This is a genomic window from Streptomyces sp. B8-7 (assembly GCF_058833805.1).
Genome location: NZ_JBYRRL010000001.1, coordinates 1445295 through 1467134, shown reverse-complemented (window position 1 = coordinate 1467134; position 21840 = coordinate 1445295). Strand labels below are relative to the sequence as shown.

At 73.5% G+C, this 21840-nt stretch carries 15 protein-coding genes and 1 pseudogene; 9 read left to right on the top strand and 7 right to left on the bottom strand.

Annotated elements, in window-relative coordinates:
• Window positions 1-56 precede the first annotated feature (56 nt).
• Window positions 57-1136, top strand: a complete 1080-nt coding sequence (locus tag AC5K6T_RS06100) for an NAD(P)H-dependent flavin oxidoreductase (RefSeq protein ID WP_493206308.1) — start codon at window positions 57-59, stop codon at window positions 1134-1136.
• Here the strand turns inward: AC5K6T_RS06100 and AC5K6T_RS06095 are convergent.
• From AC5K6T_RS06095 to AC5K6T_RS06085, 3 genes and pseudogenes are all read right to left on the bottom strand, one after another.
• Window positions 1122-2291 (bottom strand): acetyl-CoA C-acetyltransferase, encoded by a 1170-nt coding sequence (locus AC5K6T_RS06095; RefSeq protein WP_493206307.1) that lies wholly within the window; start codon window positions 2289-2291, stop codon window positions 1122-1124. The genes AC5K6T_RS06100 and AC5K6T_RS06095 overlap by 15 nt on opposite strands.
• Before the next feature lie 208 nt (window positions 2292-2499).
• A pseudogene (locus AC5K6T_RS06090) lies at window positions 2500-3093 on the bottom strand (TetR/AcrR family transcriptional regulator); the annotation flags it as partial.
• Between the two features lie 455 nt (window positions 3094-3548).
• On the bottom strand, window positions 3549-4334 hold the full coding sequence (locus AC5K6T_RS06085) for an SDR family oxidoreductase (RefSeq protein WP_493206305.1): 786 nt from the start codon (window positions 4332-4334) through the stop codon (window positions 3549-3551).
• A gap of 49 nt (window positions 4335-4383) precedes the next feature.
• Between AC5K6T_RS06085 and AC5K6T_RS06080 the strand changes: the two genes are divergently transcribed.
• The 4 genes from AC5K6T_RS06080 (at window position 4384) to AC5K6T_RS06065 (ending at window position 8227) form a co-directional block, all read left to right on the top strand.
• Window positions 4384-5523: an acyl-CoA dehydrogenase family protein gene (locus AC5K6T_RS06080; protein WP_493206303.1), complete on the top strand. Its 1140-nt coding sequence runs from the start codon at window positions 4384-4386 to the stop codon at window positions 5521-5523.
• Window positions 5523-6542: an acyl-CoA dehydrogenase family protein gene (locus tag AC5K6T_RS06075; RefSeq protein WP_493206302.1), complete on the top strand. Its 1020-nt coding sequence runs from the start codon at window positions 5523-5525 to the stop codon at window positions 6540-6542. Before AC5K6T_RS06080 ends, AC5K6T_RS06075 begins: the two co-directional genes overlap by 1 nt.
• Before the next feature lie 168 nt (window positions 6543-6710).
• The gene (locus AC5K6T_RS06070) at window positions 6711-7064 is read left to right on the top strand and encodes a hypothetical protein (RefSeq protein WP_493206301.1); all 354 of its coding nucleotides are present in this window, start codon (window positions 6711-6713) and stop codon (window positions 7062-7064) included.
• Between the two features lie 239 nt (window positions 7065-7303).
• Window positions 7304-8227 carry a chitosanase gene (locus AC5K6T_RS06065; protein WP_493206299.1) on the top strand — a complete coding sequence of 308 codons (924 nt, stop codon included), beginning with the start codon at window positions 7304-7306 and terminating at the stop codon, window positions 8225-8227.
• Here the strand turns inward: AC5K6T_RS06065 and AC5K6T_RS06060 are convergent.
• On the bottom strand, window positions 8212-9132 hold the full coding sequence (locus AC5K6T_RS06060; protein WP_493206297.1) for a glycoside hydrolase family 113: 921 nt from the start codon (window positions 9130-9132) through the stop codon (window positions 8212-8214). The two genes, AC5K6T_RS06065 and AC5K6T_RS06060, sit on opposite strands and share 16 nt — an antisense overlap.
• 137 nt (window positions 9133-9269) lie before the next feature.
• Window positions 9270-11090: a DUF2334 domain-containing protein gene (locus tag AC5K6T_RS06055; protein WP_493206295.1), complete on the bottom strand. Its 1821-nt coding sequence runs from the start codon at window positions 11088-11090 to the stop codon at window positions 9270-9272.
• 133 nt (window positions 11091-11223) lie between these two features.
• Between AC5K6T_RS06055 and AC5K6T_RS06050 the strand changes: the two genes are divergently transcribed.
• The 4 genes from AC5K6T_RS06050 to AC5K6T_RS06035 all read left to right on the top strand — a co-directional run bounded on the left by AC5K6T_RS06050 (window position 11224) and on the right by AC5K6T_RS06035 (window position 15400).
• Window positions 11224-11640: a hypothetical protein gene (locus AC5K6T_RS06050; protein ID WP_493206294.1), complete on the top strand. Its 417-nt coding sequence runs from the start codon at window positions 11224-11226 to the stop codon at window positions 11638-11640.
• Window positions 11630-12874 (top strand): glycosyltransferase family 2 protein, encoded by a 1245-nt coding sequence (locus tag AC5K6T_RS06045; RefSeq protein ID WP_493206292.1) that lies wholly within the window; start codon window positions 11630-11632, stop codon window positions 12872-12874. Before AC5K6T_RS06050 ends, AC5K6T_RS06045 begins: the two co-directional genes overlap by 11 nt.
• A gap of 649 nt (window positions 12875-13523) precedes the next feature.
• Window positions 13524-14699 (top strand): non-hydrolyzing UDP-N-acetylglucosamine 2-epimerase, encoded by a 1176-nt coding sequence (wecB, locus tag AC5K6T_RS06040; RefSeq protein WP_493206290.1) that lies wholly within the window; start codon window positions 13524-13526, stop codon window positions 14697-14699.
• On the top strand, window positions 14696-15400 hold the full coding sequence (locus AC5K6T_RS06035) for a LamG domain-containing protein (protein ID WP_493206288.1): 705 nt from the start codon (window positions 14696-14698) through the stop codon (window positions 15398-15400). Before wecB ends, AC5K6T_RS06035 begins: the two co-directional genes overlap by 4 nt.
• A 205-nt stretch (window positions 15401-15605) precedes the next feature.
• Here AC5K6T_RS06035 and AC5K6T_RS06030 read toward each other — a convergent pair whose 3' ends face one another.
• Window positions 15606-17066: a glutamate synthase subunit beta gene (locus AC5K6T_RS06030; RefSeq protein WP_493206286.1), complete on the bottom strand. Its 1461-nt coding sequence runs from the start codon at window positions 17064-17066 to the stop codon at window positions 15606-15608.
• Entirely contained in the window at window positions 17059-21684 is a 4626-nt protein-coding gene (gene gltB, locus AC5K6T_RS06025) for a glutamate synthase large subunit (RefSeq protein WP_493207373.1), read from the bottom strand. Before gltB ends, AC5K6T_RS06030 begins: the two co-directional genes overlap by 8 nt.
• Window positions 21685-21840 lie beyond the last annotated feature (156 nt).

Genomic DNA, 21840 nt, shown 5'->3' with positions numbered 1-21840 from the left:
TGCTGCCGGGCGGCCCCGGGACGGAAGCGGCCGCGGGACGAGCGGTGGGGGCCGTGATGGAGACCGGGCTGACCCGGCTGGCCGGGGTGCGGCACCCGGTCGTGCAGACCGGCATGGGCTGGGTCGCGGGCCCCCGCCTGGTCTCGGCGACGGCGAACGCGGGCGCGCTCGGCATCCTGGCCTCCGCCACGATGACCGTGGACCGGCTGCGTGAGGCGGTCCGGGAGGTCCGCTCACGCACGGACGCCCCGTTCGGGGTGAACCTGCGTGCGGACGCCGCCGACGCCGGCGACCGGGTCCGGGTGATCGTGGAGGAAGGGGTGCGGGTCGCCTCCTTCGCTCTGGCTCCCTCCCGTGAGCTGATGGCCGAGCTGAAGGAGGCGGGGGTGGTCGTGGTGCCGACCGTCGGGGCCCGGCGGCACGCCGAGAAGGTCGCCGCGTGGGGTGCGGACGCGGTGATCGTGCAGGGCGGTGAGGGCGGCGGGCACACCGGCGAGGTGGCGACGACGGTGCTGCTGCCGCAGGTGGTGGACGCCGTGCCGATCCCGGTGATCGCCGCGGGCGGCTTCTTCGACGGCCGGGGGCTGGTCGCGGCCCTGGCCTACGGGGCGGCGGGCATCGCCATGGGCACCCGCTTCCTGCTGACCTCCGACTCGGCGGTCCCGGACGCGGTGAAGGCCCGCTATCTGGCGGCGACGGTGCGGGACGTCACCGTGACCCGTGCCGTCGACGGGCTGCCGCACCGGATGCTCCGCTCGGACCTGGTCGCGTCCCTGGAGCGGGCGGGCCGCGCCGGGACCCTGCTCCAGGCGCTGCGCCGGGCGGCCCGGTTCCGCCGGCTGTCCGGCCAGTCCTGGCGGCAGCTGCTCCGGGACGGGCGGGCCCACCGGCGCGGCGCGGACCTCGGCTGGGGCCAGGTGCTGCTCGCGGCGAACACGCCGATGCTGCTCAGGGCGGCGATGGTGGAGGGCCGTACGGATCTCGGGGTGATGGCGGCGGGGCAGGTCGCCGGGGTGATCGACGACCTGCCGTCCTGCGCGGAACTGGTCGGGCGGATCATGGCCGAGGCGGAGCGGACGGTGTCCCTGCTGGGGCCGGCCGGGGGCGGCCCGCGCGGCGGCTCAGCGGGACGCTGACAGGCTCTCGATGATGGTGACGTTGGCCTGACCGCCGCCCTCGCACATGGTCTGGAGGCCGAACCGGCCCCCGGTGCGCTCCAGTTCGTGCAGGAGGGTCGTCATCAGGCGGGCTCCGGTGGCGCCGAGGGGATGGCCGAGGGCGATGGCGCCGCCGTTGACGTTGACCCGTTCGGGGTCGGCGCCGGTCTCCTTCAGCCAGGCCAGGACGACCGGCGCGAAGGCCTCGTTGATCTCGACCAGGTCGATCTCGTCGATGGTCAGGCCGGTCCGCCGCAGGGCGTGGGCGGTGGCCGGGATGGGCGCGGTGAGCATCCGCACGGGGTCCTCGCCGCGCACCGAGAGATGGTGCACGCGGGCGCGCGGGGTGAGGCCGTGCTCGCGTACCGCCCGCTCCGAGGCGAGCAGCAGCGCCGCCGCGCCGTCGGAGACCTGTGAGGAGCAGGCGGCGGTGATGGTGCCGCCGTCGAGGACGGGCGCGAGTGCCGCCATCTTCTCCGGGGAGGTGTCCCGGCGGGGCCCTTCGTCGGCGAGGACGTCGCCGTAGGGTGCGAGCTCGCGGTCGAAGCGGCCCTCGTCGGCGGCCCGCAGGGCTCTGCGGTGCGAGCGCAGCGCGTACTCCTCCTGGTCCCGCCGGGTGATCCCCCACTGGGCGGCGATCATCTCCGCCCCGGCGAACTGGTTGACCGGCCGGGTGCCGTACCGGGCCCGCCAGCCCTCGCTGCCCGCGAAGGGTCCCTGGGTGAGGCCGAGCGGTTCGGCGGCCTGGCGGGTGGCGAAGGCGAGCGGGACCATGGTCATGTTCTGCACGCCGCCGGCCACCACGAGGTCCTGCGTCCCGGACAGCACGCCCTGGGCCGCGAAGTGCACGGCCTGCTGGGACGAACCGCACTGGCGGTCCACGGTCACCCCCGGTACCTCCTCCGGCAGGCCGGCCGCCAGCCAGCAGGTCCGGGCGATGTCGCCGGCCTGCGGCCCGACGGCGTCCAGGCAGCCGAAGACGACGTCCTCGACGGCGGCCGGGTCGACCCCGGCCCGGGCGACCAGTTCCTTGAGGACGTGCGCGCCGAGGTCGGCCGGATGCACGCGGCCGAGCCCTCCCCCGCGCCGCCCCACGGGCGTACGGACGGCTTGGACGATGTAGGCCTCGGTCATGGCGGCGACTCCTTCGTGCTGGGCGGATGGTGACGGCGTGCCGGAGGCGTGTCCGCGCCGCGGCCAGAGGCACGCCGGTCCTCGGGCCCGGTGCGGGGCCGGGCGAGGTCCACCGCGGTGCGGCAGCGCCCGGAGGCGGGGACGGCTCGGCCGGCCACGACGGCGCCACGGCCGGCCGGGCCGTACCGCGGCGCTTCCGCCGGAGCGCTCAGTGCCGCGCCGGGCGCACGGCGATGCCGTCCAGCACCATCGACAGGTACTGGCGGGCGATCTCCTCCGGGCTGTGCTGCCCGCCGGGCCGGTACCAGGACGCGGCGACCCACACCGTGTCCCGCACGAACCGGTAGGTGAGCCGGATGTCGAGGTCGGCCCGGAAGGAGCCGTCCTCGACGCCGCGCTCCAGCGTGGCGAGCCACGCCTCCTCGAACCGGCGCTGGGAGTCGGCGAGGAACGCGAAGCGTTCCTGCGCCGCCAGCTGGCGGCTCTCCTTCTGGTAGATCGCGACCGCGGCGCGGTGCCGGTCGATCTCCCGGAACGACTCGGTGACCAGTGCGGCGAGGGTCTCCCGCGGTCCGAGCCCGGCGTCCAGGACGGTGTCGTAGCCGTCCCACAGCTCGTCGAGGAAGGTGCGCAGGATCTCCTCCAGCATCGACTCCTTGGAGTCGAAGTGGTAGTAGAGGCTGCCCGCGAGCATGCCCGCGTGGTCGGCGATCTTGCGTACGGTGGTGGCGTTGTAGCCCTGTTCGGCGAAGACCTCGGCCGCGGTGCCGAGGAGTTCGAGCCGGCGTGTGCGGGCGGCGGCCGCGGGACCGCCGGCCCGGTGGCGCTCCTCGGGGTCCTCCGAGCGGCCCGGCCGGCCGCCCTCCGAAGGGTTCTGCGCGCGGATCTTCCGGCCGCCCTCGGCGCGGCTCCCCGGGGCGGCGGCCCCGGCGCGGCTTCTGCGGGCGGGCCGGGGACGGTCGGGCTCGGTCACCTGGGGCTTCTTCTCGGTCGGCACGCACACATTGTGGTCCCCCGCCGGGCCGGGCGGCCGCGGCCGCGGTGCCGCACCGGGCGCCGCTCCGGGACGGGCGAGCGCCGCCTGCCGCGACACCGGTGCCACGGCGGGCGACGTCCGCCCCGTCACGACGCCCGGCACGCACGCGCGCCGCACCGCCCGGATACCCGAGTACGTCCGGTACGAGGGCTTCCGGCCGGCCCGCCGAGAGCACGCACCGGACGCCGCTCCTGGACGGGCGGACGCCGCCTGCCGCGACACTAGGCATGCTGGCTGCTGACGGAGACGACCTCGCCGGTGAGGTACGACGCGTAGTCCGACGCCAGGAACACGATCACGTTGGCCACCTCCCACGGCTCGGCGTGCCGGCCGAAGGCCTCCTTCGCGGTCAGCTCCGCCAGCAGTTCCGGGGTGGTCACCCGGACCAGGTGCGGGTGCAGGGCGAGGCTCGGGGACACCGCGTTGACGCGCACGCCGTACGCGGCGGCCTCGATCGCCGCGCAGCGGGTGAGGGCCATGACGCCCGCCTTGGCGGCGGCGTAGTGCGCCTGGCCCGCCTGGGCGCGCCAGCCGGCGACCGAGGCGTTGTTGACGATCACCCCGCCGCCGCCGTGCCGCATGGCGCGCAGGGCGGCCCGGGTGCAGCGGAAGGTGCCGTTCAGGGTGACGTCGAGGACCTTCGTCCACTGCTCGTCGGTCATCTCCACCAGCGCCGAGGTGCCGCCGAGCCCCGCGTTGTTGACGACGATGTCGAGCCGGCCGTGCCGGGCCACGGCGGTGTCGACGAGGTGCGCCACCTGCCGCTCGTCGGTGACGTCGCAGGCCACGGCCGTCACCGCGCCCGGGAACGCACGGCCGAGCGCGGCCTCGTGCTCGGCGAGCCGACGCGTGTGCGTGTCGCTGATCAGCACGTGCGCCCCTTCCTCCAGGAAGCGGCGCGCGGTGGCGCCGCCGATCCCGGCGCCCGCGGCGGCGGTGATGACGGCGGTCCGCCCGGCCAGCAGCCCGTGTCCGGGCACGTACGCCGGACTCTCGACGCCTGTCATACCGTCACGCTAACCTACCAAACACTTGTTAGGGAAGGACGGTTCGCCGATGGATCTCGCCTTCACGGCGCAGGAGGAGGCGCTCCGGGCCGAGGCCCGTTCGTGGCTCGCCCGGCATGTGCCGCGTGAGCCGCTGCCCTCCCTGGAGACGGAGGAGGGCTTCGGGGCCCACCGGGCCTGGGAGGCCGAGCTGGCCGCGGACCGCTGGTCGGTGGTCGACTGGCCGGCGGCCTTCGGCGGCCGGGACGCGGGCCTGACGGGGTGGCTGGTCTTCGAGGAGGAGTACTGGGCGGCAGGGGCACCGGGACGCGTCGGACAGAACGGCCTCAGCCTGCTCGCCCCGACGCTGTTCGAGCACGGCACACCCGAGCAGCGGGCCCGGGTGCTGCCGCCGATGGCGACCGGGGAGGTGGTGTGGGCGCAGGCCTGGTCCGAGCCGGAGGCCGGGTCCGATCTGGCGTCGCTGCGGGCCAGGGCGGTCCGCACCGGGGGCGGCTGGCTGCTGAGCGGGGTCAAGACGTGGTCGTCGCGGGCCGCGTTCGCCGACCGCGCCTTCGGCCTGTTCCGGAGCGACCCGGACGCTCCCCGGCCCCACCGGGGGCTGCTCTGCGCGATGTTCGACCTGCGCGCCGCCGGGGTCACCGTCCGCCCGATCGCACGGCTGGACGGGAAGCCCGCCTTCGCCGAGCTCTTCCTGGACGAGGTGTTCGTGCCGGACGAGGACGTCGTGGGCGCGCCCGGCGACGGCTGGCGGATCGCGATGTCCACGGCCGGCACCGAGCGGGGCCTGATGCTCCGCTCCCCCGGCCGCTATCTCGCGGCCGCCGCCCGGCTGCACCGGCTCTGGCGGGCCGGGGGACGCCCCGGCGCCACGGCGGCCAGGGTGGCGGACGCCCTGATCGGCGCCCGCGCCCACCAGCTGTTCACCTACGCGGCCGCATCCCGGGTCCTCGACGGGCACCCGCCCGGCCCGGAGTCCAGCCTGAACAAGCTGTTCTGGTCGGAGTACGACATCGCGCTGCACGAGACGGCCCTGGACCTGCTCGGCGAGGACGGCACGGGCGCGGACGGCCCCTGGGCGCAGGGCTGGGTCTTCGCCCTGGCCGGGCCGGTGTACGCGGGCACCAACGAGATCCAGCGCGACATCGTCGCCGAACGGCTGCTGGGCCTGCCGAAGGGACGCCGCTGATGCGCTTCCTGCTGGACGCGGAGCAGCGCGCGTTCGCCGAGTCGCTGTCGGCGCTGCTGACGGCCTCCGGCACCCCGGCGGTCGTCCGGGCCTGGAGCCGCGGCGACCCGTCCGGCGGGCGCGTGCTGTGGCGGCGGGTCGCCGCGGCGGGCGTGGTCGGGCTGGCCGTGCCCGAGGAGCGCGGCGGGCTGGGCCGCCGCCCGGTGGAACTGACCGCCGCGTTCGTGGAGCTGGGGCGTCACGCGGCACCCGGCCCGCTGGCGGAGACCGTCGCGACGGCGGCGCTGCTGGCGGACGCCCCCCTCGCCCAGCCCCTTCCGCGGGACCCCGCCGAACCGGTCGCACCGGCCGCCCCCGGCGCCGTCGGCCCCGACGCCCTGCTGCCCTCCCTTCTGGCCGGGACCACGCTCGCCACCCTCGCCCCCGAGGGCGGTCACGCGCTGGACGGGGACACCGCCGACCTGCGCGTGTCCTTCACGTCCGGGGGAGCGCGCCTGGCTCCCGGTCACGGCCCGGTGCGCCGCGGTCTGGACCCGGCCCGCCGCAGCGCGCCGCTCTCTTCGGGCGGCCCACCCCTCACGGCCGGCCCGGAGGCCGTCCGGACCGCCGTGGCCCTGGCCCGGCTCACCACCGCCGCGCAGGCCCTCGGCGTCGGAGAGGCGCTGCTGGCCAGGACCGTCGCCCATGTGCGCCGGCGCACCCAGTTCGGCGTGCCGGTGGGCTCCTTCCAGGCCGTCAAGCACCGGCTGGCCGACACCAGGCTCGCGCTGGAGTTCGCCCGGCCGCTGGTGTTCGGGGCGGCCGTCACGCTGAGCGCGGCGGACGTGGCCGCGGCGAAGGTGACCGCGGGTGAGGCGGCGTACGGGGCGGCGCGTACGGCACTGCAGTGCCACGGCGCGATCGGCTACACGGCGGAGTACGACCTGTCGCTGTGGCTGACCAGAGCCCGCGCGCTGCGTTCCGCCTGGGGCGACCCGGACACCTGCCGCACGGAGCTGCTCCGGGCCCACGACGGGTGAACCGGTGCCGCGCCGCGGCGGGTCCGGGCCGGGCTCCGCGCCCGGACGACGGGACCGCCGGGGTGTCGGGCCCGGCCGGCCCCCCGCGCGCGCCGCCGGGCCGGCGCGGGAGCTCCCCCGCCGGCCCGGCGGGTGCTGAACCTCACGTTCCGCGGACAGGATGGGGTCATGACCAGACTGTCGTCGAAGCGTTCCGCCTCCTCCCGTTCCGTGCTGTCGCTGTGGTCGCGGGACTCGGTGCTGTCGATCGGCTCGGTGGGGTCGGTCCTGTCCGTGGGGTCCGTCGGCTCGTTCCTGTCCGTCGGGTCCGTCGGCAGCGCCCTGTCGGCCGGCTCGATCGGTTCCGCCCTGTCGCTGATCTCGGCCGGCTCGTGGCTGAGCACGGGATCGGCGCTGTCCGCCCGGTCGCGCTGGTCGGTGCTGTCCTCGCGTTCCTCTCGCGCCGTCCTGTCCGCCGGGGCGGTGGCCGGCGCCGGCCTGCTCCTGGCCCGTACGATGCGGGAGGCCGGGCCGGGGCGCTGACCGGGCGCGGAGCCCACGGACGGGACGGCCGGGCGGTCGGGGGACGGAGCCCACGGACGGGACGGACGGGCGGCCGGGGGACGGAGCCCACGGACGGGACGGATGGGCGGCCGGGGGACGGAGCCCACGGACGGGACGGACGGGCGGCCGGGGGACGGAGCCCACGGACGGGACGGACGGGCGGCCGGGGGACGGAGCCCACGGACGGGACGGACGGGACGGGCCGTACCGTGGTGGCCATGAAGAAAGCCGTCCTGCTGTTCGCCGCCGTTCCCGTGGTCGTCACCGCGTCGTGGTACTTCCTCGCACCCGTGGACTCGGATGCCCCCGCGCCGCGCACCACCACGGCCGTGGAGCAGCTCTCCCGGGAGCAGGCCCGGGCCAAGGCGCAGCGGGACGCGGACGCCGCCGAGCGGGCCGCGGACGACAAGGCCGTGGCCGCGCTGCCGGCCGGCCTCGCCGCGCCGGACAAGAAGGAGCTGGCCCAGCGGCTCGTGGCCAGCGCCGAGAACTCCACGCTGAGGTGGCGCGAGACCTACGGCTACATCGAGGATCTGGGCGACGGCCAGGGCTACACGGCGGGCATCATCGGCTTCTGCACCGGTACCCACGACCTGCTCGGCCTGGTCGAGCACTACACCGAGGCCCACCCGGACAACGGCCTGGCCCGCTATCTGCCGGCGCTGCGCAGGGTGGACGGCACCGACTCGCACGAGGGCCTGGACCCGGGTTTCACCGCGGCCTGGCAGGCGGAGGCGGCGGTCCCGGCGTTCCGCAAGGCCCAGATCGCCGAGCGGGACCGGGTCTACTTCCGGCCCGCCGTGCGGCTGGCCAAGCTCGACGGTCTGGGCACCCTGGGCCAGTTCATCTACTACGACGCGATGGTCCTGCACGGCCCCGACACCGACGAGAACGGCTTCTACGGGATACGCGAACGCGCCCTGCGGCTGGCCGAACAGCCCTCGGCGGGCGGCTCGGAGCAGGCGTACCTCGCCGCCTTCCTGGATGTGCGGCGCGAGGCCATGAAGGCGAGGCGGCCCGGAGCCGACACCGACACCAGCCGGATCGACACCGCGCAGCGGCGGTTCCTCGACGCCGGCAACCTCGGTCTCGACACGCCGCTGCAGTGGCAGGTGTACGGCGAGACCTACCGGGCGCCCTGAGTCCCCCACCTCTCGCGCAGCACCCGCTCGGCGGGTTTGCCGTGCGGGGTGTAGGCCAGTGCGGCGGGGGTCTCCCCGCTGTCGGGCCAGTCGTCCCACATCCACCAGCTGACCCCGGCCCACCAGCGGCGCCCTTCGAAGGAGTCCAGCAGCGCCCGGTAGGCGGCGGCCTGCTCGGCGTCCGCGGGCTCGGTGCTGATCTCCCAGGAGTACGGCGCGGTGGTGGTGCCGCGCTGGCTGACGTAGCCGGCCTCGGTGAACAGGATCCGCCGGCCGGTCCGCTCGGAGTACGCGGCGAGCCGCTCCCGGATCGGGGCCCAGGCCGCGCGCAGCCGGGCGGGGTCGTCGGTGGCGGTCTCGGTGAGCGGCCAGTAGGCGTCGACGCCGATGACGTCGAGGTGCTTCCAGAAGCCGATCCGGTCGTACTCGTCGTAGTTGGCGGCGTAGGTCAGCGGGCCGTCGTAGCGGTCACGGACGGCGTCGATGGTGCGGGTCCAGGCGGCGAGGTCGCCGGAGACGCCGGCGAGTTCGGTGCCGACGGCGAACTGCTCGGCGCCGGTGTCGGCGGCGAGAGCGGCGTAGTGGGTGATGAACCGCCGGTAGGCGGTGAACCAGGCGGCCCGGCCGGCCGGGCGGATCTCCGCGCGGTCACCTCCGTCGGTGAGGTCGACATGGGGTTTGATCATCACCTTGAGTCCGGCGGTGTGCGCACGGTCCACGATCCGGCGCAGGCTCGCGTCGGAGGCGGTCTCCTCGGTGGCGCGCATCGTGTCGTCGGAGCGCCGGTTCTGGTACCAGGTCGGGGTCAGGGTGACCCAGCGGGCGCCGGTGGCCCTGATGTCCTTCAGATACCGGGCGGCGGCGGGGCTGTCGTAGTCGGTGCGGTACCAGGAGGGCAGGGTCATGCCCCGCAGGACGGCCGGGCGCGCGGGGGCGCCCGTCCCTCCCGCGGGGCCGCCCGTGCCGGAGGCCTGGGTGCACCCGGTCACGGCGAGGAGGGCCGCAGCCGCGGCGACGGCCCTCCCCCTCAGGCGCGGTGCCCTCACAGGTCCGCCGGGCTGACGAAGGTGTAGCCGAGGGCCCTGATGCCGTCGACGGTGTCCTTGAGCGGCTGGACCGGGAAGTACGGGTGGTAGAAGAAGCTCGCGAACCCGTCCCGGACGGCGAGGTTGGCCCGGGCCGAGGCGACGAGGTCGGCCGGGAGCCTCGGCGGGTGGTTGTTGTATTCCTCCGGCTCGTAGTTCCCGATGTTCTCCGGAATCACCTTGGTCCCGTACACGTCACGCACGACGTACGGGAAGAACTGTCCGATGAACAGGTTCGGATCGGCGGCCGCTCCGGTGAGCGTGCCACCGAAATACAGCGACCGTTCGAGCCGGGCGTCGAAGTTCGCGCTGAACACCTGGTAGTCGGTGCGGGAACCCGCGTAGTGCGGGGTGGTCCACAGATTCGGGCGGGGCAGTCCGGCGAGGGCGAACTCGCTCAGGGCGGCGGTCACGCGGGACTGGGCCCAGACGGCGGAGTCCTCGGGGACCGGCCCGTCGTAGACGACGCTGTCCGCCGCGTCCAGGTGCGCCCGGTAGAACTCGAAGTCGTCGCCGCTCACCCCGTTGTAGGGGTTGTCGGCGTTGCCGTACTGGTGGGTGTAGCCGTGGTTCATCAGGACCGCGCCACGGGCCAGCATGTACTGCAGGGTGTCGACCAGTTCGGGCCGCTCGGACAGCCGGAGAATCTCCGGGACGCCGTTGTTGTAGGCGCCCTCGGGATCGGTGTAGACGGGGATCACGTTGATGCCGTAGGGAATGCCCTCGGAGTACAGGTAGTCGGCGATGGCCCGCAGTTCGTCCGGGTCGGACTGGGGGCTGATGTCCTCCAGCCGCACCAGCGCGCGGTGCCGCTCGGCGGTGCCGGGGGCGAGCGCGTCGAACAGCAGGTCCTCGAAGGCGATGACGCGGTCGCTCTCGGACACGTAGGCGAACGGGATCTCACCGATGTAGGTGAGGTTGGCGGAGCGGATCGCCCAGCCGAAGGTGTTGCCGCTCTGGGTGTCGAGGCCCTCGGCGAGGCGGGTGACCTCGGGGTAGCCGGGCCCGGTCAGCACGGTGGGGCGCAGCACGCCGCCGTCCTGGCCGGCCGGGATCTTCCGGGTCAGGGTCTGCCCCCGGTAGGTCACCTGGGTGACGGTGCCGACCGAACCGCCGTCCCAGTAGTAGGAGTTGGTCGGGTCCCAGCCGTACCTCCGGGTGAACTGGGCGATGCCGACGGAGTGGGCCATGCCCCAGATGTTGGAACCCATCCAGGTCACCGGCTTGGTGGTGGTCAGGACGTCCTGGTGGAAGGCGGCCGGGATCTGGTCCGGGACGGAACCGCCGTAGTAGGTGGAGCCGATGTAGATCACCGCGGTGTAGCCGTCGAGCAGGCCCGCGGTGTACTCCTGGACGGGCTTGGCCGTGACGGCGCCGAAGTGGCCGGCGAGGTTGGCGGCGGCCATGGCGTACAGCTCGCCGAGGTGCCCGTAGGGGCCGGCCGTGTCGAACAGGACGAGCGTCTCCGGACCGGCCGCGGCCGCCTCGGCCGGGGCGAGTGCGGCGGCCTGGCGGACCAGGGTGGAGGCGGCGAGGGCGACCCCCTCCGCGGGGTAGGCGAGCGCGGTCCCCGCGGGACGGGCGAGCGCGGTCTTCACCACTCGCCCCCGGTCGCGGCGGGCCCGGTCCGCCGCGCGCTGCGCCCTGGCCCAGTCGGCCAGTTCGGCGCGGTGGAGCCCTGACTGCACGCCGACGGCGTCCCCGGGATGCCGCCGGCCTCCCGCCGCCTCCGCGCCGGAGGACAGGAAGGCGCCGCTCAGCAGAGCGGCCAGAAGCATCAGGACGACGGAAATTCGAAAACTTTCCCGACGTCGGAACGGAATCACTGGTCTCACAGTCTTCCCCCCACTTCCCCCCACTTTGCCGGCGACGGCAAAGGATTTCGCTGGTACGAAGGCACCGATTCTTGTGATGATCAAGAAGCCTGTCAACGAGCGGTGCGACGCATACCAGGATGCCCTGTCGGACCCTTCCGCAAGTCCCGTCCCGGCCTTTTTTCCGATCAACTTCTTGACCGCCGTCCGATTCTGCTACGTTCACACTCGCGCGCTGGGGACGCGCCGTGAAATGTGGGGAACGTGGGGGGAGAAGATGTACGGACGACCGGCCCTGGGCGCCCTGTTGCCTCTTGCGGGGGCGATGGCCGCCCCCGAGGCACTACCCGGCCTGCCTTTGGCCAAAGCCCTGCAGGCAGCCGCGGGAGCAGGATTCCTGCTCTACTGCCTGAGCGCCGGCCTGATACTGCTGGCGCGCGCGAAACTGCGCCACCAAGCCCACAGAAGGACGGCTTCGCCGCAGCTCAGCGCCGGGAGCATCCATGATCACTGAAATGCTTCTGTGGGCCAGTATCACCCTCATCGTGCTGGCCGGCTGCTACAACACGGCCCTGTTCCTGCTGTCCCGGCGCAGAATTCGCCGTGTCCGGACGGAGAGAAGGGAACGCTTCTACGTATTCCTTCTCGCATGTCTGAACGAGGAGAAAGTGCTTTCCGAGAGCCTGGCGCGCATCACGGCACTGCCCGCCCGGAATTTCATGGCACTGGTGATCGACGACGGCTCGGACGACCGGACCGCGGAGATCGCGCTGGCCGCCGGCCCCGAGCGGGTCCGGCTGCACCGGCGCACACCGCCCGACGCGCGCCGCGGCAAGGGTGCCGCGCTGAACGACGGCGTGCGGCATCTGAGGGAGTCGGGCCTGCTCTCCGGGTACGACCCGGAGGACGTGATCCTCTGCGTGGTCGACGCCGACGGCCGCCTCGACCCGCACATCATGCAGTCCGTGGACCCCTGCTTCGACGACCCCCGCACGGGCGCGGTGCAGGTCTGCGTGCGGATGTACAACCGGCGGCTGGGGCTGCTGGCCCGGATGCAGGACATGGAGTTCGTCGTCTACGGCGACGTCTTCCAGAGCGCGCGCCGCTTCATCGGCAGCGTCGGCATGGGCGGCAACGGCCAGTTCATGCGGCTGTCCGCGCTCAACACCCTGGACGGGGACGGTCCGTGGAGCGACAGCCTCACGGAGGACCTCGACCTCGGGGTGCGGCTCATCGCCAAGGGATGGGCCAACCAGCACTGCACCACCGCGGCGGTCTCCCAGCAGGCCGTGCTCAGCCTGAAGCGGCTGGTCCGGCAGCGCTCGCGCTGGTTCCAGGGACATCTGCAGTCCGCGAACCTGATCCCGCTGATCCTGCGCGACGTGCCCACCCGTCCGGCACTGGACCTGCTGTACCACCTGTCCAGCCCGGTACTGATCCTGCTCACCTCGCTGCTGCCGCTGTCCTTCGCCCTCGCGCTGGTCGCGACGCTGGTCGGCTCCGTACAGGCCGGGCGGCCGCTGGTCTCCCCGATGTGGCTGCTGGGCCCGTACCTGCTGTCGTTCACCGCGGCCTACGCCTACGGCTTCGTCTACGCCAAACGCGAGCGCGAACTGGGCCTGGTGCGCTCGGTGCTGCTCGCCCACGTCTTCGTCCTCTACGGCTACATATGGTTCGCCGCCGGCTGGTGGGGGTTCTGGCGGATGCTCACCGGCAAGCGGACGTGGCTGAAGACCGCGCGCACCTGAGCAGCCCGCGCGCCTGAGCCGGTCACGCCCCGGCTCCGGGCCTACGCGGCGCACGGCGGGGCCCGTCCGGGGGCGGCGCACCCGGCAGTGTCCCCGGAGGCCGGCGCGGCCCACCCGGTGGACCGGGCGGGCACCCGGTGGTCCGCGCCGGCCTCCGGGCCACGCAGCCGCCGGCCGCCCGGCACCGCCCGCCCGGTCCGCCCGGCCGGCCGCCGGGTCCGCACGGTCGTCCCCCGGGTCCGCCCGGCACACGCGTCCCGGCCGGCCGCCGGTTCTCCGGCCCGACCCGACGTCGCCGCCGAGCTCTGCCGAACCACCGCCGGTCCTCCCCGCACACCGCCGCACACCGCCGTCGCGCCAGCTCCGCGCCCCGGCTCGCCCGGCACGCCCCGGACCCCGCCGGCCGGCGCCCTCCACCGCCCCGCCAGCCCACCTCCGCCTCCGCCTCCGCCTCCGCCTCTGCCTCCGCCTCTGCCTCTGCTGTCGCTCCTGCCACCTCCTCACGATCCCGTCCCGTCACGCCCCGGCTCGTCCCCGGCGCGACGCACCCAGCCGTCCGGGCGCGCGCACCCGTGTGCGTCCCGGCGTTCATCACCCTGCTCATCCGCCCGCGGTCGTGCGACCGCGTGTGCCCTAGGGGGGCTCTTCCATGTCCACACACACCTCCGTACACACCTCCGTCGTGCCCGTACGCGCCATGCTGGTGCTCGGTACCCGGCCCGAGGCCATCAAACTGGCGCCGGTGGCCCGCGTCATGGCCGACTCGGCGCAGTTCGACCCGGTCGTGGTGACCACCGGCCAGCACCGCGAGATGCTCCACCAGATGCTCGGGCTGCTCGGCGTCGACGTCCGGATCGCCCTGGACGTGATGCGTCCCCGGCAGCAGCTGTCCGACCTCACCTCGCGCCTGGTGCAGGAGCTGGGCGACGCGATGCGGGCCGAGCGGCCCGACCTGGTCGTGGTGCAGGGGGACACCACGACCGCGCTGAGCGGTGCGCTCGCCGCGTTCTACGAGAAGATCCCGGTCGCGCACGTGGAGGCGGGGCTGCGCACGGGTGTCATGGACAACCCGTTCCCCGAGGAGCTCAACCGCTGCCTCATCGGCCGGATCGCGCGCTGGCACTTCGCCCCGACCCCGCGCGCGGCCCGGCACCTGACCGCCGAGGGCGTCCCGGCCGAGCAGGTGTTCACCACCGGCAACACCGTGATCGACAACCTGCTGTGGGTGCTCGCCGAAGGCAGCGGCGCGTCCGCCTTCCGCACCCCGGCCCGCCGCATCCTGGTGACCCTGCACCGGCGCGAGAACCAGGGCGAGAGAATGCGCGGCATGGGCCGGGCGCTGCGACGGCTCGCCCACCGCGGTGACGTGGAGATCGTGCTGCCGCTGCACAAGAGCCCCGCCGTGCGGGACGCGCTGCTGCCGGAGCTGGACGGGCGCCCCGGGGTCGAGCTGGTCGAGCCGCTGGACTACCTGGACTTCGCGGCCACCCTCGCCGAGTGCGACCTGGTGCTCACGGACTCCGGCGGCATCCAGGAGGAGGCGCCGAGCCTGAGCAAGCCCGCGCTGGTGCTGCGCACCACCACCGAGCGCCCGGAGGCGGTGGAGGCCGGCGCGGCACGGCTGATCGGCACCGACCCGGACGCCATCGTCAGCAGTGCCGAGCGGCTGCTGGACGATCCGCGGGAGTACCGGCGGATGGCGGACGCGGGCAACCCGTTCGGAGACGGCCGGGCCGCCGCCCGCGTCCTGGCGCAGCTGGCCGAGGACTTCGCGGCCGATGTGCCTGTCGGGGCGTCGGTGCCGGGGCCGTACTCGACGGCATGACCTCGTCCCCGGTGCGCCCCCGCCGGCAGCCGCCGGGTCCCCCGCCGGAACGGCGGGGGCGTGCCCGCGCCGCACTGGCCGCCCTGGCGCTGGCAGCGCTGCTCGCGGTCGCGGTGAGCCGGTGCGCCGCGCACGCCCCGACGCCCGCGCCGGGGCCCTGGGCCGACGGCACCGCGCACGGGCGCTGGCTGTCGGTGTTCGACGGGCACGGCACCAACACCGGCGACGACGACTCCCTCCGGCTGTCCCCGCGGGCCGCGAACGGCCCCGACAGCACGCACGCCGGGCTGGTGGTGTCGACCACGACGTACACGGACGTGACGTTCGAGGCCCGGATGCGGACGGTGCGGCAGCTGCGGGAGCCGGCCCCGAACCCGTGGGAGGTGCCGTGGCTGGTGTGGGCGTACTCCGACCCGGAGCACTTCTACTACGTCACCCTCAAGCCCAACGGCTGGGAGCTGGGCAAACGCGACCCCGTCTACGAGGGCGGCCAGCGGTTCCTCGCCACCGGGCACGGCAGGTACGCGGTGGGCGACTGGCACCGGGTGCGGGTGGTGCAGCAGGGCGCGCTGATCAGCGTCGCGGTGGACGGCCGTCCGCTGGTGAGCTTCACCGACACCGAACGGCCGTACCTGATCGGCTCGGCCGGGGCGTACACCGAGGACGCGACGGTGGAGTTCGAGGGGCTGCGCGCGCGGTGACCCGACCGCAGGGCCGGGGCACCGGGCGAGCCCGGGACGCCTCGCCGGGGCGCCGTCGCCGCGGTCCCGTGGAAGGGGCTCGGGCGGCGCCGCCCGGCCGGGGCACCGCGGAAAAGGCGGCAGCGCCTGCCCGGGTCCGGTCGGGGACGGGGCAGGCGCCGCCAGTGTTCCGCACGCCTTTGTGCGGGACGTCTTGTGAGCCGGATCAGACCGTCAGCGCGCGGTCCGTCGGGCGGATCGGTGCCGGCAGCTCGCTGACTCCGGTCAGGAAACGGTCGACGCCGCGGGCGGCCGAGCGGCCCTCCGCGATCGCCCACACGATCAGGGACTGGCCGCGGCCGGCGTCGCCGGCGACGAACACCCCCGGCACGTTCGTCTGGAAGTCGGCGTCGCGGGCGATGTTACCGCGTTCGTCGAGCTCCAGCGCGAACTGGTCCACCAGACCGTTCTCCCGGTCGGGGCCGGTGAAGCCCATGGCGAGGGTGACCAGCTGGGCGGGGATCTTCCGCTCGGTGCCCGGCTTCTGGGTGAGCCCGCCCTGGGTGAACTCGACCTCGACCAGGTGCAGCCACTGCACGTTGCCGTCCTCGTCGCCCTCGAAGTGGGTGGTGGACACGGAGTAGACCCGCTCACCGCCCTCCTCGTGCGCGGAGGTCACCTTGTACAGCATCGGGAAGGTCGGCCACGGCTGGTGCGCCGCCCGCTCCTCGCCGGGCCTCGGCATGATCTCCAGCTGGGTGACGGAGGCCGCGCCCTGGCGGTGGGCGGTGCCCACGCAGTCGGCGCCCGTGTCGCCGCCGCCGATCACGACGACGTGCTTGCCCTCGGCCGAGATCGGGGAGGAGACGTAGTCGCCCTCCTGCACCTTGTTGGCCAGCGGCAGGTACTCCATCGCCTGGTGGATGCCCTTGAGCTCGCGCCCGGGGACGGGCAGGTCGCGGGCGGTGGTGGAGCCGGCGGCGATCACCACGGCGTCGTAGCGCTTGCGCAGGTCCGTGGCCTTCAGGTCGCGGCCGATCTCGATCCCGGTGCGGAAGCGGGTGCCCTCCGCGCGCATCTGCTCGATACGGCGGTTGATGTGCCGCTTCTCCATCTTGAACTCGGGGATGCCGTAGCGCAGGAGGCCTCCCACCCGGTCCGCGCGCTCGTAGACGGCGACGGTGTGACCGGCCCGGGTCAGCTGCTGGGCGGCGGCGAGACCGGCGGGGCCGGACCCGATGACCGCGACGGTCTTCCCGGACAGCCGCTCCGGCGCCTGCGGGGCGACGTCACCGGTCTCCCACGCCTTGTCGATGATCGAGACCTCGACGTTCTTGATGGTGACGGCGGGCTGGTTGATGCCCAGCACACACGCCGACTCGCAGGGCGCCGGGCACAGGCGGCCGGTGAACTCGGGGAAGTTGTTCGTGGCGTGCAGCCGCTCGGAGGCGGCGCCCCAGTCCTCGCGGTAGGCGAAGTCGTTCCACTCGGGGATCAGGTTCCCCAGCGGGCAGCCGTTGTGGCAGAACGGGATGCCGCAGTCCATGCACCGGCTGGCCTGCCTGCTGATGACCGGCAGCAGCGAGCCGGGGACGTAGACCTCGTTCCAGTCCTTGAGCCGCACGTCGACGGGGCGGGACCGGGCGACCTCGCGGCCGTGGTGGAGAAAGCCCTTCGGGTCAGCCATGGGTCGCCGCCTCCATCATCTTCTCGGTGATCTCGGACTCGGAGAGTCCCGCCTGCTCGGCGGCGTCCTTGGCGGCGAGCACTGCCTTGTACGTGCTGGGGATGATCTTGCTGAAGCGCTCCACCGAGGTGTCCCAGTCGGCGAGCAGCTTCTCGGCGACGGTGGAGCCGGTCTCCTCGGCGTGGCGGCGCACCACGTCGTGCAGCCACTGCCGGTCGGTCTCGTCGAGCGGCTCGATCGCGCCGACGTTGCCGGCGTTGACGTTGTCCCGGTTCAGGTCGACGACGTAGGCGATGCCGCCGGACATGCCGGCCGCGAAGTTGCGGCCGGTCTCGCCGAGGACGACGGCGTGGCCGCCGGTCATGTACTCGCAGCCGTGGTCGCCCACGCCCTCGGAGACCACCAGCGCGCCGGAGTTGCGGACGCAGAACCGCTCCCCGGTGCGGCCGCGCAGGAACAGCTCGCCGCCGGTCGCGCCGTAGGCGATGGTGTTGCCCGCGATGGTCGAGTACTCGGCGAGGTGGTCGGCGCCGCGGTCCGGGCGGACGATCACGCGGCCGCCGGACAGGCCCTTGCCGACGTAGTCGTTGGCGTCGCCCTCCAGGCGCAGCGTCACGCCACGGGGCACGAACGCGCCGAAGGACTGGCCCGCGGAGCCGGTGAAGGTGATGTCGATGGTGTCGTCGGGCAGGCCGGCGCCGCCGAACTTCTTCGTCACCTCGTGGCCGAGCATGGTGCCGACGGTGCGGTTGATGTTGCGGATGGCGACCTGGGCGCGGACCGGCTGGGCGCTGGTCGCGGAGTCCGCGGCCAGGGCGTCGGCGGCGAGCTTGATCAGCTCGTTGTCGAGCGCCTTCTCCAGGCCGTGGTCCTGGGCGACGGCCTGGTGACGGACCGCGCCGTCGGCCAGCTCGGGCACGTGGAACAGCGGCTCCAGGTCCAGACCCTGCGCCTTCCAGTGGTCGACGGCGCGCTGCACGTCGAGCACCTCGGCGTGCCCGACGGCCTCCTCGATCGAGCGGAAGCCGAGCTCGGCGAGCAGCTCGCGCACCTCCTGGGCGATGAACTCGAAGAAGTTCACCACGAACTCGGCCTTGCCGGCGTAGCGGTCGCGCAGGACCGGGTTCTGGGTGGCGATGCCGACGGGGCAGGTGTCCAGGTGGCAGACGCGCATCATGACGCAGCCGGAGACGACGAGCGGCGCGGTCGCGAAGCCGAACTCCTCGGCGCCCAGCAGGGCCGCGATGAGCACGTCCCGGCCGGTCTTGAGCTGGCCGTCGGTCTGCACGACGATCCGGTCGCGCAGGCCGTTGAGCAGCAGGGTCTGCTGGGTCTCGGCGAGACCGAGCTCCCAGGGGCCGCCCGCGTGCTTGAGCGAGGTCAGCGGGGAGGCGCCGGTGCCGCCGTCGTGGCCGGAGATCAGGACCACGTCGGCGTGCGCCTTGGAGACGCCCGCGGCGACCGTGCCGACGCCGACCTCGGAGACGAGCTTCACGTGGACGCGCGCGGCCGGGTTGGCGTTCTTCAGGTCGTGGATCAGCTGCGCCAGGTCCTCGATGGAGTAGATGTCGTGGTGCGGCGGCGGCGAGATCAGGCCGACACCCGGGGTGGAGTGCCGGGTCCTGGCGACCCACGGGTAGACCTTGTGGCCGGGCAGCTGGCCGCCCTCGCCGGGCTTGGCGCCCTGCGCCATCTTGATCTGGATGTCGTCCGCGTTGACCAGGTACTCGCTGGTCACGCCGAACCGGCCGGAGGCGACCTGCTTGATGGCGGAGCGCCGGGCCGGGTCGTAGAGGCGGTCCGGGTCCTCGCCGCCCTCACCGGTGTTGGACTTGCCGCCCAGCTGGTTCATGGCGATGGCGAGTGTCTCGTGCGCCTCCTTGGAGATGGAGCCGTACGACATGGCGCCGGTGGAGAAGCGCTTGACGATCTCGGAGACCGGCTCGACCTCGTCGACGGGGATCGAGGGGCGGTCGCTGGTGAAGCCGAACAGGCCGCGCAGCGTCATCAGGCGCTCGGACTGCTCGTTCACGCGGTCGGTGTACTGCTTGAAGACGTCGTAGCGCTTGGTGCGGGTGGCGTGCTGGAGGCGGAAGACCGTCTCGGGGTCGAACAGGTGCGGTTCGCCCTCGCGGCGCCACTGGTACTCGCCGCCGATCTCCAGCGCGCGGTGCGCCGGGGCGATGCCGGAGGCCGGGTAGGCCTTGGCGTGGCGGGCGGCGACCTCCCGGGCGACGACGTCGATGCCGACACCGCCGATCTTGGAGGTGGTGCCGTTGAAGTACTCCTCCACGAAGTCCGCTTCGAGACCGACGGCCTCGAAGACCTGGGCGCCGCGGTAGGAGGCGACGGTGGAGATGCCCATCTTGGACATGACCTTCAGCACGCCCTTGCCGAGGGCGTGGATGAGGTTTCTGATGGCGGCCTCGGGCTCGATGCCGTTGAGGAAGGTGCCGGCCCGCAGCAGGTCCTCGACCGACTCCATCGCCAGATAGGGGTTGACGGCGGCGGCGCCGTAGCCGATGAGCAGGGCGACGTGGTGGACCTCGCGGACGTCGCCGGCCTCGACCAGCAGGCCCACGTGGGTGCGCTGCTTGGTGCGGATGAGGTGGTGGTGGACGGCGGCGGTGAGCAGCAGCGACGGGATCGGCGCGTGCTCGGCGTCGGAGTGCCGGTCGGAGAGCACGATCAGGCGGGCGCCGTTGTCGATGGCGGCGTCGGCCTCGGCGCAGATCTCCTCGATGCGCGCGGCGAGGGCGTCGCCGCCGCCGTGCACCCGGTACAGGCCGGACAGCGTGGCGGCCTTGAAGCCGGGCATGTCGCCGTCGGCGTTGATGTGGATGAGCTTGGCCAGCTCGTCGTTGTCGATGACCGGGAAGGGCAGGACGACGGACCGGCAGGACGCGGCGGTCGGGTCGAGGAGGTTGCCCTGCGGACCGAGCGCGCTGCGCAGCGAGGTGACCAGCTCCTCGCGGATCGCGTCCAGCGGCGGGTTGGTGACCTGCGCGAACAGCTGCGTGAAGTAGTCGAAGAGCAGTCGCGGGCGCTCGGACAGCGCGGCGATCGGCGAGTCGGTGCCCATGGAGCCGATCGGCTCGGCGCCGGTGCGGGCCATCGGGGCGAGGATGATCCGCAGCTCTTCCTCGGTGTAGCCGAAGGTCTGCTGGCGGCGGGTGACGGAGGCGTGCGTGTGGACGATGTGCTCGCGCTCGGGCAGGTCGCCCAGCTCGATCTCACCGGCCTCCAGCCACTCGGCGTAGGGCTGTCCGGCGGCGAGCTCCGCCTTGATCTCGTCGTCCTCGATGATGCGGTGCTGGGCGGTGTCGACGAGGAACATCCGGCCGGGCTGCAGGCGGCCCTTGCGGACGACCCTGGCCGGGTCGATGTCGAGGACGCCGACCTCGGAGCCGAGGACGACGAGGCCGTCGTCGGTGACCCAGTAGCGGCCGGGGCGCAGGCCGTTGCGGTCGAGCACGGCGCCGACCTGGGTGCCGTCGGTGAAGGTGACGCAGGCGGGGCCGTCCCAGGGCTCCATCATCGTGGAGTGGTACTGGTAGAAGGCGCGCCGGGCCGGGTCGAGGGAGTCGTGGTTCTCCCAGGCCTCCGGGATCATCATCAGCACGGAGTGCGGCAGGGAGCGGCCGCCGAGGTGCAGGAGCTCCAGGACCTCGTCGAAGGAGGCGGAGTCGGAGGCGTCCGGGGTGCAGACGGGGAAGACGCGCTGCAGCGCCTCGCCCTCCGTGCCGCCCGTGCCGAACAGGTCGGAGGCCAGCTGCGACTCGCGGGCGCGCATCCAGTTGCGGTTGCCCTTGACGGTGTTGATCTCGCCGTTGTGCGCGACGAACCGGTAGGGGTGGGCGAGCGGCCACGACGGGAAGGTGTTGGTGGAGAACCGGGAGTGCACGAGCGCGATCGCGGAGGCGAAGCGGCGGTCGGACAGGTCCGGGAAGAACGGCTCCAGCTGGCCGGTGGTCAGCATGCCCTTGTAGACGATCGTCCGGGCGGACAGCGACGGGAAGTAGACGCCGGCCTCGCGCTCGGCGCGCTTGCGCAGCACGAAGGCCGAGCGGTCCAGGGCGATGCCCCGCAGCGCGGTCCCGTCGGCGGAGGCGGTGCCGGCGACGAAGAGCTGCCGGAAGACCGGCATGGTCGAGCGGGCGGTGGCGCCGAGCAGCGCGGGAGCCACGGGGACCTCGCGCCAGCCGAGGACGTCGAGGCCCTCCTCGGATGCGATGGTCTCGATCCGTGAGACGGCGTCCTGGGTGCCGTCCTCCGGCAGGAAGGCGGTGCCGACCGCGTACGCGCCGGCCGCGGGCAGCTCGAAGCCGGCCACCTCGCGGTAGAAGGCGTCGGGCACCTGGGACAGCAGGCCCGCACCGTCACCGGAGTCCGGCTCGGAGCCGGTGGCACCGCGGTGCTCCAGATTGCGCAGGACCGTCAGGGCCTGCTCGACCAGAGTGTGGGACGCCTCGCCGGTGAGGGTGGCCACGAAGCCGACGCCGCACGCGTCGTGCTCGTTGCGGGGGTCGTACATACCCTGCGCAGCAGGGCGAGCATCCATGAAGGACCAGTTCCGGCCATTCGCGGAATGCTGGGACGGCTGGCGCGGCGTACGCATCGGCTCTCCCGTCGTCGTCATGTGGCATGTGCAGGTGCCGAGGGACGACGTTGGCCCTCTGCGTGGAGTGCAAAATTTCGTGCAGGTTACATGATGGAACGGTTCTCGGGAAGCGGGATAGACCGTTCCAGCATGTGGACGCCGGGGGTTTCGGCG

Excerpts from the sequence above, each read along its gene's own strand:
- AC5K6T_RS06080 (WP_493206303.1), top strand. The coding sequence starts at position 4,384 with ATGGATCTCGCCTTCACGGCGCAGGAGGAGGCGCTCCGGGCCGAGGCC.
- gltB (WP_493207373.1), bottom strand. The coding sequence starts at position 21,684 with ATGCGTACGCCGCGCCAGCCGTCCCAGCATTCCGCGAATGGCCGGAAC.
- AC5K6T_RS06035 (WP_493206288.1), top strand. The coding sequence starts at position 14,696 with ATGACCTCGTCCCCGGTGCGCCCCCGCCGGCAGCCGCCGGGTCCCCCG.
- AC5K6T_RS06070 (WP_493206301.1), top strand. The coding sequence starts at position 6,711 with ATGACCAGACTGTCGTCGAAGCGTTCCGCCTCCTCCCGTTCCGTGCTG.
- AC5K6T_RS06095 (WP_493206307.1), bottom strand. The coding sequence starts at position 2,291 with ATGACCGAGGCCTACATCGTCCAAGCCGTCCGTACGCCCGTGGGGCGG.
- AC5K6T_RS06050 (WP_493206294.1), top strand. The coding sequence starts at position 11,224 with ATGATCAAGAAGCCTGTCAACGAGCGGTGCGACGCATACCAGGATGCC.
- AC5K6T_RS06055 (WP_493206295.1), bottom strand. The coding sequence starts at position 11,090 with ATGCTTCTGGCCGCTCTGCTGAGCGGCGCCTTCCTGTCCTCCGGCGCG.
- wecB (WP_493206290.1), top strand. The coding sequence starts at position 13,524 with ATGTCCACACACACCTCCGTACACACCTCCGTCGTGCCCGTACGCGCC.
- AC5K6T_RS06100 (WP_493206308.1), top strand. The coding sequence starts at position 57 with ATGGAGACCGGGCTGACCCGGCTGGCCGGGGTGCGGCACCCGGTCGTG.
- AC5K6T_RS06030 (WP_493206286.1), bottom strand. The coding sequence starts at position 17,066 with ATGGCTGACCCGAAGGGCTTTCTCCACCACGGCCGCGAGGTCGCCCGG.
- AC5K6T_RS06065 (WP_493206299.1), top strand. The coding sequence starts at position 7,304 with ATGAAGAAAGCCGTCCTGCTGTTCGCCGCCGTTCCCGTGGTCGTCACC.
- AC5K6T_RS06045 (WP_493206292.1), top strand. The coding sequence starts at position 11,630 with ATGATCACTGAAATGCTTCTGTGGGCCAGTATCACCCTCATCGTGCTG.
- AC5K6T_RS06075 (WP_493206302.1), top strand. The coding sequence starts at position 5,523 with ATGCGCTTCCTGCTGGACGCGGAGCAGCGCGCGTTCGCCGAGTCGCTG.
- AC5K6T_RS06085 (WP_493206305.1), bottom strand. The coding sequence starts at position 4,334 with ATGACAGGCGTCGAGAGTCCGGCGTACGTGCCCGGACACGGGCTGCTG.
- AC5K6T_RS06060 (WP_493206297.1), bottom strand. The coding sequence starts at position 9,132 with ATGACCCTGCCCTCCTGGTACCGCACCGACTACGACAGCCCCGCCGCC.